This is a genomic window from Legionella busanensis (assembly GCF_900461525.1).
Classification (GTDB): Bacteria; Pseudomonadota; Gammaproteobacteria; order Legionellales; family Legionellaceae; genus Legionella_C; species Legionella_C busanensis.
Genome location: NZ_UGOD01000001.1, coordinates 2,806,438 through 2,821,209, shown reverse-complemented (window position 1 = coordinate 2,821,209; position 14,772 = coordinate 2,806,438). Strand labels below are relative to the sequence as shown.

The window sequence follows — 14,772 nt, the reverse complement described above, 5'->3', positions numbered from 1 at the left end:
AAATAAAATTAGTGCTCTAATAATTAAAAGGATTTAAATGCGTATTGCTCATTTTTTTATTGATAGGCCAATCTTTTCAACTGTCATTTCAATTATTATTGTTTTGATAGGGCTATTGGCTTATTTTGATTTACCTATTGAACAATATCCGCAAGTTGTTCCGCCTACAATTCAAGTGCAAGCTTCTTATCCTGGCGCTAATGCTACAACTGTCGCTGAAACCGTAGCAACCCCATTAGAGCAAGAAATTAATGGGGTTGAGGGCATGTTATATATGGACTCACAGTCAACTGATGATGGCCAATTAAGAATTACGGTTACCTTTCAATTAGGTACTAACTTAGATGATGCGCAAGTTCTTGTGCAAAATAGAGTAGCAATTGCTGAAGCAAGACTGCCAGAGGAAGTTCGTCGTATTGGTATCGTAACCAGTAAAAACTCACCCGACTTAATGCTAGTGGTTAATCTATATTCTCATAATGATCATTATGATCAAACATATATAGGTAATTATGCCGTACTTAATATTCGCGATAGATTAAGGCGTATTGCTGGGGTTGGAGAGGTTCGTATAGTTGGTGCCACAGAATATGCTATGCGTATTTGGTTAAATCCTGATTTAATGAATTCTTTTAATTTATCAGCTAATGATATCTTGGCAGCAATCCGTGCACAAAATATTCAAATAGCAAGTGGGACCCTAAATTCTCAACCACAAGACACCCAATACAGTTTTGAATACAACATTCAAACGCGAGGACGATTGGTTAAAAAGGAAGATTTTGAAAATATTATTGTAAAATCAAGTGAAGGACGCATCATTCGTTTAAAAGATATTAGTCGCGTTGAATTAGGTGCACAAGATTATCGAACAAGAGGCTATCTAGGAAAAGATGCAGCAGTGGCTTTACCTGTTTTTCAAAGGCCAGGAACCAATGCTTTATCAACTGCTCGAGAGATTATGGCAACCATGCAAGATGTTGCTAAAGATTTTCCGCCAGGTCTTGCTTATAAAATTGCTTATAATCCTACGCTCTTTGTCCAACAATCTATAAATGCTGTTTTTCATACAATTTATGAAGCCGTAATTTTAGTTGTTTTAGTTATTTTATTATTCTTGCAAAGTTGGCGAGCAGCCATTATTCCTATTGTAGCGATTCCAATTTCTTTAATCGGTACTTTTGCTGTTATGAATCTTTTAGGATTTTCCCTAAATTATTTAACCTTATTTGGCTTAGTTCTCGCAATTGGGATTGTTGTTGATGATGCCATTGTGGTTATAGAAAATATGGAACGTAACATGAGTGGGGGATTAAAGGCGCGCGATGCTGCACGAAAAACGATGAGTGAAGTAGGTGGGGCTCTTGTTGCAATTGGACTTGTGTTAATTGCCGTTTTTATGCCTACTATTTTTTTGCAAGGTATCTCTGGACGTTTCTATCAGCAGTTCGGTACAACGATTGCTATTGCAACGGCTATTTCTGTGTTTGTTTCTTTAACTTTAAGCCCTACCTTAGCCACTTTGTTATTTTCTAAACATAAAAATCACAACATTGAACAAGTCGTATGGTGGCGCCGACCTATTCACCGCTTCTTAGTAGGCTTTAATCATTTAGTTGAACGCACTTCAAAACTTTACGGTTATTTAGTTGCCCGTTTAACAAGGCGCACATTTATTATGCTAATTATCTATCTGCTCTTGATTATTTTAACTATCTTTTTATCTAGCTATGTGCCGCGCGGTTTTATTCCTCGTCAAGATCAAGGTTACTTTATCGTTGCAGTGCAACTGCCGCCTGCTGCGTCTTTACCACGTACTGATGCAGTCATAAAAAAAGCGGTAAATAAAATCTTAACTATACCCGGTATCGCTAATACGGTAAGTTTTACTGGGTTTTCAGGTGCCACATTTACTAGTGCCTCAAATGCAGGCGCGATTTTTACGCCCCTTTTATCATTTGAAGAGCGCAAACAACGCGGTATAAGTTATCAATCAATCCTTGATAATTTACGTAAAGAATTAAGTACCATTAAAGAAGCGTTTATCGTTGTTATTCCGCCCCCACCAGTACGTGGTATTGGCAATGCAGGTGGATTTAAAATGATGGTTCAAGATAGAGAAGGCAAAGGTCTAACAGCGCTATCTAAGGCAACGACTAATCTAATTAAAGCAGCAAATGCAGCAAAGCCGGTCGTTTCTGTTTTTACTCTTTTTGATAATGCAACGCCTAAGCTTTTTCTTGATATCGATAGAGAAAAGGCTTTGCAACTAAATATTCCTTACATAAATATTATTGAGGCTTTGCAAGTCTATCTCGGTTCTTTTTTCGTCAATGAGTTTAATTATTTAGGTCGAACCTTTCGTGTAATAGCACAAGCTGCAGCGGACTATCGTCGTACAGAAGATGATGTTTTACGTATCAAGGTAAGAAACGGTGCAGGTGATATGGTACCTATGGGCTCTATTGCAAAAATAAGCAATACGGTTGGACCTACAAGGGTACCCCACTTTAATCTTTATCCCGCTATTGAGGTACAAGGCGATGTAGCACCGGGCTATAGTTCAGATGAGGCCTTAACGACCATGGAAGATCTTGCCAAACAAATTTTACCGCCAGGAATTAGTTACGAGTGGACAGAAATTGCCTATCAACAAAAGATGGTTGGTAATACAGCGACTATTGCATTTAGTTTGGGTGTTATTTTTGTATTTTTAGTTCTAGCGGCTCAGTTTGAAAGTTGGACTTTACCTTTGGCTGTTATCCTAATTGTACCTATGTGCCTTTTTTCAGCTTTGTTGGGTATTAAATTATTAGGTATGGAAAATAATATTATGACCCAGATTAGTTTCTTAGTACTTGTTGGCCTTGCCTCAAAAAATGCAATTTTAATTGTTGAATTTGCAAGACAATTAGAAGATAGAGGTGAGAATCGTTGGAAGGCGGCGATTAAAGCCGCAAAACTGCGGTTAAGACCTATTCTAATGACTTCTCTTGCTTTTATTTTAGGAGTTTTTCCTCTTGTTATTGCAACAGGTGCTGGTGCTGAAATGCGTCGGGCAATTGGTGTTGCTGTATTTAGTGGGATGATTGGTGTTACTTTTTTCGGTCTCTTATTTACACCAGTTTTCTATGTGTTAATTAGTCGGTTTAGGCGAGCAAAGCCAATAGGGGCAACTTAAATTTTGCCTTTCAATAAAGTAAATTTTTTAGATAGATAAGAAGGTGTAAAGTCTAAGTACAGTCGTGCGTTGCTGATGGTTTATCGCTTACGGCAGCTTTTAATAATAGAGTTTTGCATAACCTGCGCCTTTTACTTTATTGCCGCGTTGTAAATGTTTCTGCGGTGCTCCTACTCTTTGTAAACTCTGCTCTCGAAACGTTTACGCCTTGCACTAAAGTAAAATTCACAAGTTATGCAAGAACTCTAATGTCATCTATAATGTGTAAAACAACAAAATAAATTAATCATAATGAATCTTACTAAAATAATATTATTCTTAATCTTGGTTAGTTTATCTTTTGCAACTGCAGCGGCTGATGATTTCGTGGCTACAACGGTTATGATTATTAAGAAATGTTATGATGCAGGCAATAAAACAGATGGTGTAGCATTAGCAAACTGTGTATCTAAGCAAATAGAAAAAACACCAAATCCTGACAATTATATAGTAAATCTTGAAGGAAAAGTGCCGCATCAATTGAACTTGTATTTATACAATCCTAAAGGTTTTAAAATAACCTGTTTATTAACAGGATATGCAACCATCGAAATAAAAAGCTGTAGCAGTGCACCAGCTAAACCTTTGAATTCTGAGCAGCAACTAACCATCTCACCACCTTAATAACTAATTAACGTGAATTCGACATAAAATAGATTTGCTATATTTTTTGTCGAATTTATTTATGTTTAATCTAGATGCCATATAAATGCTTTGCATTTTAAGGGATAACGTTCGTTTAGCAACATAAAAGAGCCTTTGTCTCTTTATGTCGAACTCACGTTAATTAAACAGAGTAAGTATAATAATTAGCCATTTTAGCTTTAAATCGCTTAAATAGAAGGATTACACTGACTACCGAGCCAATAATCATTCCCCACCATAATCCTATACCTTCCATCCTAAAATAAGTGGCTAAAGAATAACCTAAAGGTAGTGCAATGAACCAAAAACTGATGATAGATATTAATAAGGTAAAATGAGTATCCTTTAAACTACGCAAAGCACCAAATAAAGCAATTCTTACAGCTTCTATGATTTGAAATAAAGCGCATAAACTAAAAAACTCTATAGCGTAATGAATAATAGTTAAATTTTGTGTTTCTTGTAAATTAAAATCAATGCTAATGAGGAAAGTAGGAAATAACCAATAAATTAGGGCAACAAAAAACATGAAAATAAATGAAATGACAACCCCTGTATAAGCAGCATGTTCAGCCGCTTGCTTTTTGCCTGCACCTAATAGATGGCCCATTCGTACAGTAATGGCTTGTGCTAACGAAAAGATAATATTGATTAAAGCGCCTAAGTATTGCAAAGAGACTTGATTAGCAGCAAGCATTTGACTACTAAATAATCCCATAATTAGGGTTAACGCAAAGAAAAAGCCCACTTCAATACAATACATAAAGCCCATGGGTGCGCCGACACGAATAAGTTCAAACAAATAAACTGGTTTAGAAAACGTTAATAAATTTTTAAAATAAAGCTTATTTTTTTGATTAATTATTAAATAACTGACTAAGATTAACATGGTCAGCCAACTACTTGTGGTTAAACCCCAACCAGCACCTGCAATACCCAATGCAGGAAAACCAAATTTGCCAAAAATAAGTGCAAAGCTAAAGAATAAAGTTAAACACACGGAAACTAAACTTAATTTAAAAACAAGTTTGGTTTGCCCTAATCCAGTAATGATTTCAAGCAAAGCCGTGACAATAAAATTAGGTAAAATACCGAAGGTTAATGCATGCAAATATGAACTCGCTAGTAACGCTATATCTTTCTTTTGACCAAGCCATAAAAAAATAGTAGCCATATGCCAAAACAAAAACATACTGGGGATAACTAAAATAAATGTTAGCCAAATTCCATCGCGAATAACTTCGGCAATTCCTTGATAATCTTTTGCACCGAACTTATGTGATATAAGCACATTAATGGAGCTTAAGACACCAAAGATAATAACGGCAAATGTCCCAGTTAACCAACTAACTAATGCACCTGCTGCTAAAATTGTTGGGCCTAAATGCGCTAAAAATATGGTTTCAAAAAAAAAGACGCCAGCTTGAACTAAACCGGTGGCAGCTAAAGGAAGAGCCAATTTAAGTAACGGGTATAAATTTCCCTTAACTAAATTCATAAAGCATACTCTTTATCAAATTGATTAATAATATAAGTTATTAGCTGATAAATATCGGCTTGTTGATTAGGGTGATTAGCAGAGCTTCTAGTTAGACAGTCTAACAATGATAGTAAATTTAATAGATTAACAGTTGTTTGCCAATGCGCTGGTAAAGTATAGCTTAATGATAAACCTTTTAAAAAGGAGTTTTTAAAAGAGGCGGGCATATAATGCGCATAACGAAGCATATTAGCTACATCAAAGAGCGGTGATCCTGAAAAAGCAAACTCCCAATCCAATATTGCGGAAATTTTCCATTGCTTATTTTCCTCAGTTACTAAAATATTAGCGGGATCAAAATCACCATGAACTAAACATTTTTCATCAGTGGAAGGGAAAAATTTGTCTAGATAATTTAAGTAAAAAGCTATTTTACTTCTAATCTTTAAGTCTAAAGTTGCAATTACCCACTCGTTTTCTAGACATTCTTTGCCATATTCACTATAGCTCGATTTAGGAGATTGTATTATTTGCAATCGCCGGTTAAAAAAGCCTGCGCTTGGAAATAAGTATGCATGAATTTGAGCTGCTAAAGTACCAAGCTTATACATGAGATACGCCATATCAAAGTTTTGCTTACTTAATAGCAAATCGCGCAGAGTAATACCTGAAAGACATTCTATAAGAGCGAACTGAAAACCTTGATAATGGCCAATAAAATAAACCTCGGGAATAGGTAGTTTTGGTTTAAGTAGCAAACTTAGCTGCTGTTCTCGATAAACCGCCTCTGAATCGCGTAGATACAAGCGTAAAATATAAGGTGTGCTCTCTAAAACAAAGTAAACTTTATAGTTTAAATTAGCGCATCCTCCAGAAATTAATTTGCATGAATATATTTTTTTGGTAGAGAAAGCTTTATTGATCATTTTATTTATCAATTCTACTGATGGATACAATGTAGGATCTGTTTTTTCCCAATTTTGTTTGAAAGTCACCTGGTCACTCAGTTAATTAATCATCAATAAATAGTCAGATAAATATCAGATAGAGAAAAGCGTTACAAGAGCGCCTAGTGCTTTTAGATGTAACTATTAATTAGTTTCTGAAAATCATGCATATATACTTTTTGCATAATCTAGAAAGAGCAGGGTTGAATAATACTTATATGATTATAATTTTCAAAACAGATTAGGCTGCCTTTAATGACTGGCAGCACTAATCATCATTGTAAAAATTATCTAAAAGTAAGCGACTCTTGCTGCTCGCTCGGAACTTGCTGTTCATTATTACGCTCATGAGTTGAGAGGTAATGGTAGCGACCTTGAATCTGTTTAGCAATTTCAGCAGATTGACGTCCTGCTATATTTTTACTAACAATATTATTGGTAACAAATGATACATTGCTATTTAAAATACCATTGATTTTTTCGATATTGTCAGCTGTGAAGGCTTCTAATTGCATAGTCAAAGCTTCGATTGCCTCTATAAAAATAGCTTTTGGATTTTTATCCGTAGTAAAAGATGATTGACTTCCATAGTGGTTATTATCCCGTATTGTTGCATGATTTATATTTTTCCTAACGCTTGCTACGGGATGATTAGGAACTATAAGTAAAGCGCTTTCATAAAGTTCACGTGACAATAGACGGGTATTTTTAATTGGCAGCGCTGTTTTATTATAAAAATCTGCATTAAGACAAAGAATATTAGCTAAAAACTCAGGATTAGCAAATTGTTCACTTAATTTCTCAAAAGTTTTTATAAATGGACTGACGTAGGAATAATCATTTTCTTTAAATGAAACTTTTTTCGCAGTTTTAGTATTTTTGCCAAAAAAAGTTCTATCAATTGTTTGAGAAACACTCGGTAAGTCTTTTGGATATGAAGGCTGCGCATTCATGGGCGTAGGTATATTTTCAGTCGTTTGATTAACAACATTCATTTCTTCGATACCTGTATCTTCCAAAATAACATTTTTTGCTTGTTTGGAAGAATTTTTTATTACCTCAGCCTCTCCGCCATCTTCAGCAATTAATGAAGTCTTATCAGCTTTCCTAAGTCTACGTTTCTTAACAGAGTCATTTTTTTCTTGAGCATTTAATTTCTCGCTTAAGCTTTCAGTGTCTTCAAGAATATAATGATCTTTATCTGTAGCAGAAATTTTATCAGCTTTACTAAATTTACGCTTCTTAACAGAGTCATCTTCTTGCTTATCCGTGAATTTATCAATCAAGCTTTGAATGTCGTCAAGAATATAATTATCTCTATCTATATCAGGAGCTGAACTTAATTCTCCAAATTTTTTAATCAAGTATTTGGCACTACTAGAGTCATTACTTTTAATAGCCACCAGAAGTTGATAACTTAACATTTCTAGTGCTTGTGTTGATGTAAGTGGTAAGTCAAGTAATTTATTATTGATGATATATTGCGTTATCTGGAGAAGATGATTTTTATCAGAGTTGCATTTGTATGCTTTTTCTAATAAATTTAAATAACCAAGATGCAGCTCCATTTGAATAGGTAAATTGGCTCGCTTGAAATAATCAATTGATCTAGTAAGCCAGCTTAGCGCGGACAATATGTCACTTTCCTGTAATGACTCATCCTCTAGTCCATCACTTAACTCTTCACTAATTAAGTCACAAACTTCAGCTAATAATTTATAATTAACTTCTATTCTTTCTTTAATAGCGTCTTTACCTTTATCACCCATCTCATTAAAAACGCTTTCTAATTCATTAATTAATCCCGGAATTTCTGTCCATAATTTTCTTAAAGAGTCAAAATTAAAAATTTCCTGATTTTCTATAATCTCCTTAATAGCATCACATTTTGTCTGAACGATTTCACAGATAACATAAGTAAGGGCATAACGATAATCATTATTTCTTTTAAATTTTCGTTGAGATGCCAAATGATTTAATGTTTGCAGAGCTCGATTATAGTGAGTTAACGCTTTGGTAAAGTTAAGTTCATTGTAAGCTTCATCACCAGCAATTTGATCGGGAGTGTTAAAATAATAGTGCATAAAATCTATTTTTTGATTAAAAGGGTAAAAATTTTAACGTACTTAGTGCATTTTGGGTACTTTTATAATTTTTTTATTTAGAACACTTTATAAAAAAATAATTCTTATTGTTTAGTTGTGATAAATAAATGAATATAACTATAACTACGGGTTAAACAGAATAAAAAATTCTATAATAAGATTGTTTAAAGTTTTTATCTTAATTACCTTATGAATAACCGTTTTCTAACTAAAACTAACTTAAAGCTATTACAAATTACTGACTTGCATTTATTTGCCTCAAACGATAAGAGAATATTTGGTATTGACAGTAATAATCGATTTAAGCAGGTAATAACTCATATTAAGCAGCATGAACTTCATGATACCGATGCTATCATTTTAACAGGCGACTTATCTCAAGATGAGACACGAGAATCTTATCAGCATATCTTAATGGCATTTAAAGAGTTTAAAATCCCTGTCTATTGGATTCCGGGCAATCATGACAATTTACTTTTAATGCAAAGTGTTTTTGCTAGCTCCTCCATTCTTCAGTATAAACGGGTACTTAATTGCAAATACTGGCATTTTATTTTTTTAAACACTGCTATTCCTAGTCAAGGCGTTGGCTATTTAAATGAAGAAGAGCTTTTCATTATTACAGAGGAAATAAAAAAATTAGAGGAACCAAAAAAGATTGCACTTATTATGCATCACCATCCAGCATATATAAATACCCCTTTAATGGATCAGTATGGCTTGAAAAATCAAAGTCAGTTTTGGCAAAAGCTTATTAACTCGCCAGTGCAACTAATTATATGTGGTCATGTACATGGTCATTATAGTTTTGAGTATCAGAATATTACTATTGAATGTGCACCAGCTACTTGTTTTCAGATAAAAAAAGGCGCTATTGATTTAAAAATTGAAAATTTAATAGGCTATAAATGCCATATTTTTAAAGACAAAACTTATCAATCTGTCCCAGTTTTATGGGCTGCAAACTAAAAAATTAATTAATTGCTATTTATAAAAAATTTTCCTTGATAATTTAATCACTTTTGTTTTATTTTTATCTTTCAGCTTAAATTTTAAGAGGTAAATAATTTTCTATTCCTATTAAATAGTATCTATAGAAGAGCATTATCGGTGATTTATTTTTTGGTAGTTTGAATCAAGTTAATTGATTCGGGGGTATGTCTCTATGTATCTTAATAAATTAGTATTACATATATATAACTTTCAAAAAGAAAAAGGAGAGAAAAGGCCTTTATATGATTTTATACGTGAGGTAAACCCTATAGCACTTTCAACATGTATGCGTCACATTTATGTTTTCGACCAATCCCAATTGGAAGGGCGACAAGATATTTTAAATAAACTATTACTTTTCTTAGAAAATCCCCGTGAACATCAAGCTAAAATTAAATATGAGTATTTATCAGGAGTTGATGCTTATTCATTTTTATTACTTTGGTCAATTGGCGCATTAAATAAAAATAAACCTCTAGATGATCATCGTGTATTAGCTTCTATCCGACAAACTTGTTTTAAGTACGAAACCACAGGCTCAGTAAAGAAAGAAACAGCATATGAAGTAAATAAAAAGTTTTTAAATCATTTTTTATTGGATGCTAAACGCATGCATCAAGCCTTACTTGTCAATTTAGAAGCATTAAAAGAAGAATCACGTGGAGAAAATACCCTTATAATTGAAAAATTTAAACTTGCGTGTCATCAGTGTGCTGAGATAAGGAATAATGAATTCTTAGATAGTTTACCTTTATTTGATTATTCTTATTTCTTATTAGATAAATCAGTATTGCTTGAGAAAATTCAGCAGAATTTAAGGGAAGTCAAAGATAAGTTATCTACTAAATTATCGGAAAATCGGCCAAAAAAGCAAAAGAATATTTTAAGTTTCTTTCCAAATAATCTTGAAATGGAAAAAGAAAAACAAGAAAAAATCAAAATTAAAATATCTAATTTAGATAGTTTAATTATAAAGGCTCAGTCATATTTAGTTAGCAAGGCAGAGGAAGTGGAAATTGATAAGGATAATTTTTTTCTATTTAAATCAACGACTGATATGCAGAAAACAGAGTCTGAATTGGTTGAGTACAGTATGGTCGTATAGTTTAATTTTTAGAGCCTAGAAATAGGCTTTAAAAAACTTATTTATATATTAATAAAATTAGAAAATTGCTAAGTTTAAGACACATCCTTCAACAATGTTAGTCTTTGTTGTAATTGTTGTATATCAAACATTTTTTTTCATTAAAATTGACTAATACTAAAGAAATTTTAGTGCTTTATGAAGCCTAAAATGCTAGCCATTAATTTTTTTACCTCTAAAAAGCCAAAAATCTCTGTTTTAAAATTTATTAAAATGCTATAATTTTATACATTGACAACAATATTTAGGCTTATTATGAAGGACAAAGGTGACATAGATACCGTCATTAATAAGAATGACGAATTGGAAGTCAGTAATAATGAAGGCAAATATGATTTCGTTGTTATTGGCGCAGGGATGGCCGGAATTAATGCAGCATTGAAACTTAATAACCTTACCATTAATGGTAGAAAGCCTAGAATTGCTTTAGTAGAAGCAGGTTCAGAGGTTTTACCGTCAACATGCTCAAGCCAGAATGAATGTAATAAGTTACATACAGGAATGCATTATCTTGCTGATAAAGAAACAGCACTAAAATGTCTAGAAAATGCTATTGAGTTTGCTAAGGAATTTCCAGATTTTATGGCGTCGCGCCCGGGTTTTAAAGATAATCCATGTTTAGGGCGCCATTATCTTCTTGATAAATCACAAGTTCCTCTAAAAGCCGCAGAAGATGTTATTGAGGCTTTAATCGAATTTTATAAAGAAAAGATAAAAGAAGATCCAGCGAATAAAGTATTTGGTGAACCGGAAGACTTTATTAGAGAACTTGACCGAGAAAAATACAGTTTTATTTCTACCTCTATTCCCTATCGTGATGAAGAAGGTAAAATTGTAGGCACTACCTCGGTATTAAAGGCTTTTCAAACAACTGAACCTCAAGTTGATATTCCAAAATTACAAAAGCACCTGCAAAGTGAGATTAATAATAATAAAAACATTACTTTTATACCTAATACCTACGTAACTAGCATGGGTTCAACTTCTGATCACCTAGGTTATTATATATGCGCAGAAAGTAGAAAACAGGATGGAGGTAAGGGTGGAGAGCCTATCAGGCTTGAAGCTAGTCAAATTATAAATTGTGCTTGGGAAAATGCAGCTTTCCTTAATAAAGGTCTAGAATCTTCTGCTTCTAAGCCACCTCACAAAGATAGTCAAGGTGTCAATCGGGTAAAAGTGAGTATTGAAGTTAAATTACCCGAAAAATTAAGTCATATAAATACTAGTCTCTTTTCTACAGGTCCTTTTTTTTCTTTCACTAATTTAGGGGGAAATGGCCGAGCGATCCTTACTAGTGAGTACTATACAAATATTGACTCTTATCCGACTGGAATAGAAATGCCAGTTGATTTAGAAAAAAGAATTGAAAATCTAAGAAAAACCTCATTAAACGAGGACGCTAAACAGTTAGCTATAGCAATTATCAAAGATTGCGCTGAGTGTTTTACAGATGAATTTAAATTACCTCTCTTAGAACTTGTCCGCAAAGAATTAGAAGATCAGGCTGCAGAAGTAGAAATTGATAGTGAAAAAAAAATTAAGATCCATGTAGGTATTGTAAATATTACAGGTTTACAAAAAGAATATACTAAAAAAGATATCCACTCCCTAAATGGTATTATGCATCAGCGCAGGTCAATTGGTGTAACAGAGACTGATCTAGGAGTCGTTACATTTTTAGCTTCAAAAATGACTAATGCAGTAGCAGGCGCTAGAAAAGCAATTGAAATAATAGTTGAACATATGTATTTACAGGAAAAATATAACCAGTTAGCAAAATTAATTAAAGATAAGTTACTATTATTACCAAGGGCTTGGGATGAAAATGATATGGCAGAAATAAATCACTTACTATATATCGATTTTAAGCAGCGAATTCGTGAAGTAATAGAATCTATAGATTATGCTGTAGGTAAAGATATATATGGGACTTTGTTAGAATCTAAAGCAGAAAAATTAACTAAAGAAATTCTAAAATTTAAAGATAACAAACAGGCGATCCTTACAAGTCCTCGAAGAGATGGATTTTTTTCTCCAGCAAATACTGACGCTGAGGCGACTGCAGGAACAGGTAGAACTAATTCAGTTTTAGTAGAGCCTAATATGGTAACTAAAAAACCAGCTGAGACTTCAAAACCTAATCCAGATGGGTTAAATCTGTTCTTTTAAGGAAAATTGATTAAATAAATGGATAAATACATATTATTAAATCTTATTAATCATTTACCCCATGCAATTTTTTGGAAAGATTGCAATTTAGTCTTTCAAGGTTGTAATAGAATTTTTGCTAAAAAATTAGGTTTTTCTGAACCGCAAGATATAATAGGTAAGACAGATTTTGATCTTTTACCTGCTGAAGCTGCTGTCAAATATCGTCGTGATGATAAAATGGTTATTGAGTCGGGTCAGGCTAAGTTAGATTATGAAGAAACATTTATCCAACCGAATGGCGCAAAAAGGACTGTATTAGTAAGTAAAGTACCTTTTTATGACGATAAAAAGGTAATTGTAGGTATTTTAGGTATTTATACAGATATTACTCAGCGTAAAAAACAAGAAGAACAATTAAAGAAAGCGAAGAAAAATTCAGAAGCTGCTAATCGCGCTAAAGATGAGTTTATCCGCAATATGAGCCACGATATTCGTACACCGTTAAGTGGTATTATTGGTATGTCTTCTCTACTTGAACAAGAAGCACATACTCACGAGGAAAGAGAGCATGCTCATATGCTTAATATTAGCTCTGAGCAATTGTTAATATTACTCAATAGTGTCCTTGAAATTGTAGCTACAGGCAGTGCAATTGAAGCGGACTCCAAGCTTTCAAAATTTAATATTTATGAATTGATTCAATATATATGTGATTTAGAGCTGCCAGCTATAAAAATCAAAAACTTAGATTTAAAAGTAAATATTGATAAAGAAGTTCCTAAGTTTATTCAAACTGATCAAGTGAAGTTACACCGAATTTTATTAAATCTACTTGGTAATGCCGTGAAGTTTACCAATAAAGGATGCATTGAAATTATTGTGCGTTTGGAAAAAAAATGTGGTAACAAAACTAACTTGGAATTTTTAATTAAGGATACAGGTATAGGTATTAAGCCAGAAGATAAACAGAAAATTTTTACCCGCTTTTATAGAGCCAATCCATCTGCCCAAGGTATTTACTCTGGATACGGCGTAGGCTTACATATTGTAAAAAAATATACCAAACTTCTTAAAGGACACATTGCTGTAGAAAGTCATGTTGGCCAAGGCACTACTTTTTCTGTGACTATTCCTGTGTATGTTGTAGCAAATAAACATGACTTAACAACAAATGATGAAGCTCAATACACTACAACTGTAGTCAATACTTCTGTATGGCTTAAGAATGGAGACAAGCCTTGTATTTTAATTGTTGAAGATAATGCTATTGCGTTAAAGACAGCAGAAACAATTTTGAAGCAAGCCAATTGCCAATTTCAATCTGCGCAAAATGGTGCAAGGGCAATTGAACTTTTTAGAGAATATAAATTTGATTTAATTTTGCTAGATATTGGTTTACCTGATATTTATGGTAATGAATTAACAAAAATTTTTAGGCGTATTGAGCAAGAAGAAAATATAATAGCAACACCTATTATAGGATTAACAGCTTACTCACCAGCAAATACTGAGGCAATGCTATTAAAAGCAGGCATGAATAAAGTCATTACTAAGCCATTTAGATTAGCTGCACTCAATGAATTATTAACTATCTTTGTAAAAGATAAGGTTTCGACTACAGATAATATAGCTAAGCCGACTAGTCTAGCTAATTTATTTTTTGAAGTAACTAAATATCCTTTAATAGATGTAGAACAAGGTATTAATACTATTGGCTCAGTTAGTTCACTAACTGAGTTATTGCAAATGCTGTTTAATGAAACACCTACCCACTTAAAAGAATTAGAACAGGCTTGGCATGAAGAGAATATTGTCTTAATGGGTAGAGTTATTCATAAAATGAAAGGAGGCGCTTTATGTTGCGGTGCTGCTCAAATGCAATACGCTTGTCATGTTTTTGAACAAAAATTAAATGGTTTAACAATGAATGAATTAACAGACGTACTTGAGCAGTTTACTTTAATTGTTAAACGCACTCTTGTTGAAATTAAAACATGGTTAGCTAAAAATAAATCCAAATTATAATCTTTTTAATCTAAATTTTTCTTGTTTACTTAATTCTATGTCAAAATAAACTATCTAAT

Annotated in this window: 9 protein-coding genes; 6 read left to right on the top strand and 3 right to left on the bottom strand. The window is 33.0% G+C overall.

Annotated elements, in window-relative coordinates:
• Nucleotides 1-37: 37 nt before the first annotated feature.
• Together DYH30_RS12440 and DYH30_RS12435 are read left to right on the top strand one after the other, a co-directional pair.
• Complete coding sequence (locus tag DYH30_RS12440; RefSeq protein WP_115331964.1) at nucleotides 38-3,181, top strand: efflux RND transporter permease subunit; 3,144 nt, start codon at nucleotides 38-40, stop codon at nucleotides 3,179-3,181.
• A gap of 291 nt (nucleotides 3,182-3,472) precedes the next feature.
• A complete protein-coding gene (locus tag DYH30_RS12435; RefSeq protein ID WP_115331963.1) occupies nucleotides 3,473-3,844 on the top strand; it encodes a hypothetical protein in 372 nt (123 codons plus the stop codon).
• 163 nt (nucleotides 3,845-4,007) lie between these two features.
• Here DYH30_RS12435 and DYH30_RS12430 read toward each other — a convergent pair whose 3' ends face one another.
• The 3 genes from DYH30_RS12430 to DYH30_RS12420 form a co-directional block, all read right to left on the bottom strand.
• Complete coding sequence (locus DYH30_RS12430) at nucleotides 4,008-5,363, bottom strand: MATE family efflux transporter (RefSeq protein WP_115331962.1); 1,356 nt, start codon at nucleotides 5,361-5,363, stop codon at nucleotides 4,008-4,010.
• Entirely contained in the window at nucleotides 5,360-6,340 is a 981-nt protein-coding gene (locus tag DYH30_RS12425) for a phosphotransferase family protein (protein ID WP_131740693.1), read from the bottom strand. The genes DYH30_RS12430 and DYH30_RS12425 overlap by 4 nt, the downstream gene beginning before the upstream one ends.
• A gap of 239 nt (nucleotides 6,341-6,579) precedes the next feature.
• Nucleotides 6,580-8,376 (bottom strand): hypothetical protein, encoded by a 1,797-nt coding sequence (locus DYH30_RS12420; RefSeq protein WP_115331960.1) that lies wholly within the window; start codon nucleotides 8,374-8,376, stop codon nucleotides 6,580-6,582.
• A 210-nt stretch (nucleotides 8,377-8,586) separates the two neighbouring features.
• On the opposite strand from DYH30_RS12420, the gene DYH30_RS12415 reads away from it, so the two are divergent.
• The 4 genes from DYH30_RS12415 to DYH30_RS12400 all read left to right on the top strand — a co-directional run bounded on the left by DYH30_RS12415 (nucleotide 8,587) and on the right by DYH30_RS12400 (nucleotide 14,713).
• Nucleotides 8,587-9,366 (top strand): metallophosphoesterase, encoded by a 780-nt coding sequence (locus DYH30_RS12415; RefSeq protein WP_115331959.1) that lies wholly within the window; start codon nucleotides 8,587-8,589, stop codon nucleotides 9,364-9,366.
• Between the two features lie 196 nt (nucleotides 9,367-9,562).
• Nucleotides 9,563-10,495 carry a hypothetical protein gene (locus DYH30_RS12410; RefSeq protein ID WP_115331958.1) on the top strand — a complete coding sequence of 311 codons (933 nt, stop codon included), beginning with the start codon at nucleotides 9,563-9,565 and terminating at the stop codon, nucleotides 10,493-10,495.
• A 294-nt stretch (nucleotides 10,496-10,789) separates the two neighbouring features.
• A complete protein-coding gene (locus DYH30_RS12405) occupies nucleotides 10,790-12,706 on the top strand; it encodes an FAD-dependent oxidoreductase (RefSeq protein ID WP_115331957.1) in 1,917 nt (638 codons plus the stop codon).
• 18 nt (nucleotides 12,707-12,724) lie between these two features.
• Nucleotides 12,725-14,713 carry an ATP-binding protein gene (locus tag DYH30_RS12400; protein WP_115331956.1) on the top strand — a complete coding sequence of 663 codons (1,989 nt, stop codon included), beginning with the start codon at nucleotides 12,725-12,727 and terminating at the stop codon, nucleotides 14,711-14,713.
• Nucleotides 14,714-14,772 lie beyond the last annotated feature (59 nt).

Bases quoted from the DNA above. Each gene is read 5' to 3' on its own strand.
- DYH30_RS12435 (WP_115331963.1), top strand. From the start codon at position 3,473: ATGAATCTTACTAAAATAATATTATTCTTAATCTTGGTTAGTTTATCT.
- DYH30_RS12430 (WP_115331962.1), bottom strand. From the start codon at position 5,363: ATGAATTTAGTTAAGGGAAATTTATACCCGTTACTTAAATTGGCTCTT.
- DYH30_RS12440 (WP_115331964.1), top strand. From the start codon at position 38: ATGCGTATTGCTCATTTTTTTATTGATAGGCCAATCTTTTCAACTGTC.
- DYH30_RS12400 (WP_115331956.1), top strand. From the start codon at position 12,725: ATGGATAAATACATATTATTAAATCTTATTAATCATTTACCCCATGCA.
- DYH30_RS12410 (WP_115331958.1), top strand. From the start codon at position 9,563: ATGTATCTTAATAAATTAGTATTACATATATATAACTTTCAAAAAGAA.
- DYH30_RS12420 (WP_115331960.1), bottom strand. From the start codon at position 8,376: ATGCACTATTATTTTAACACTCCCGATCAAATTGCTGGTGATGAAGCT.
- DYH30_RS12415 (WP_115331959.1), top strand. From the start codon at position 8,587: ATGAATAACCGTTTTCTAACTAAAACTAACTTAAAGCTATTACAAATT.
- DYH30_RS12405 (WP_115331957.1), top strand. From the start codon at position 10,790: ATGAAGGACAAAGGTGACATAGATACCGTCATTAATAAGAATGACGAA.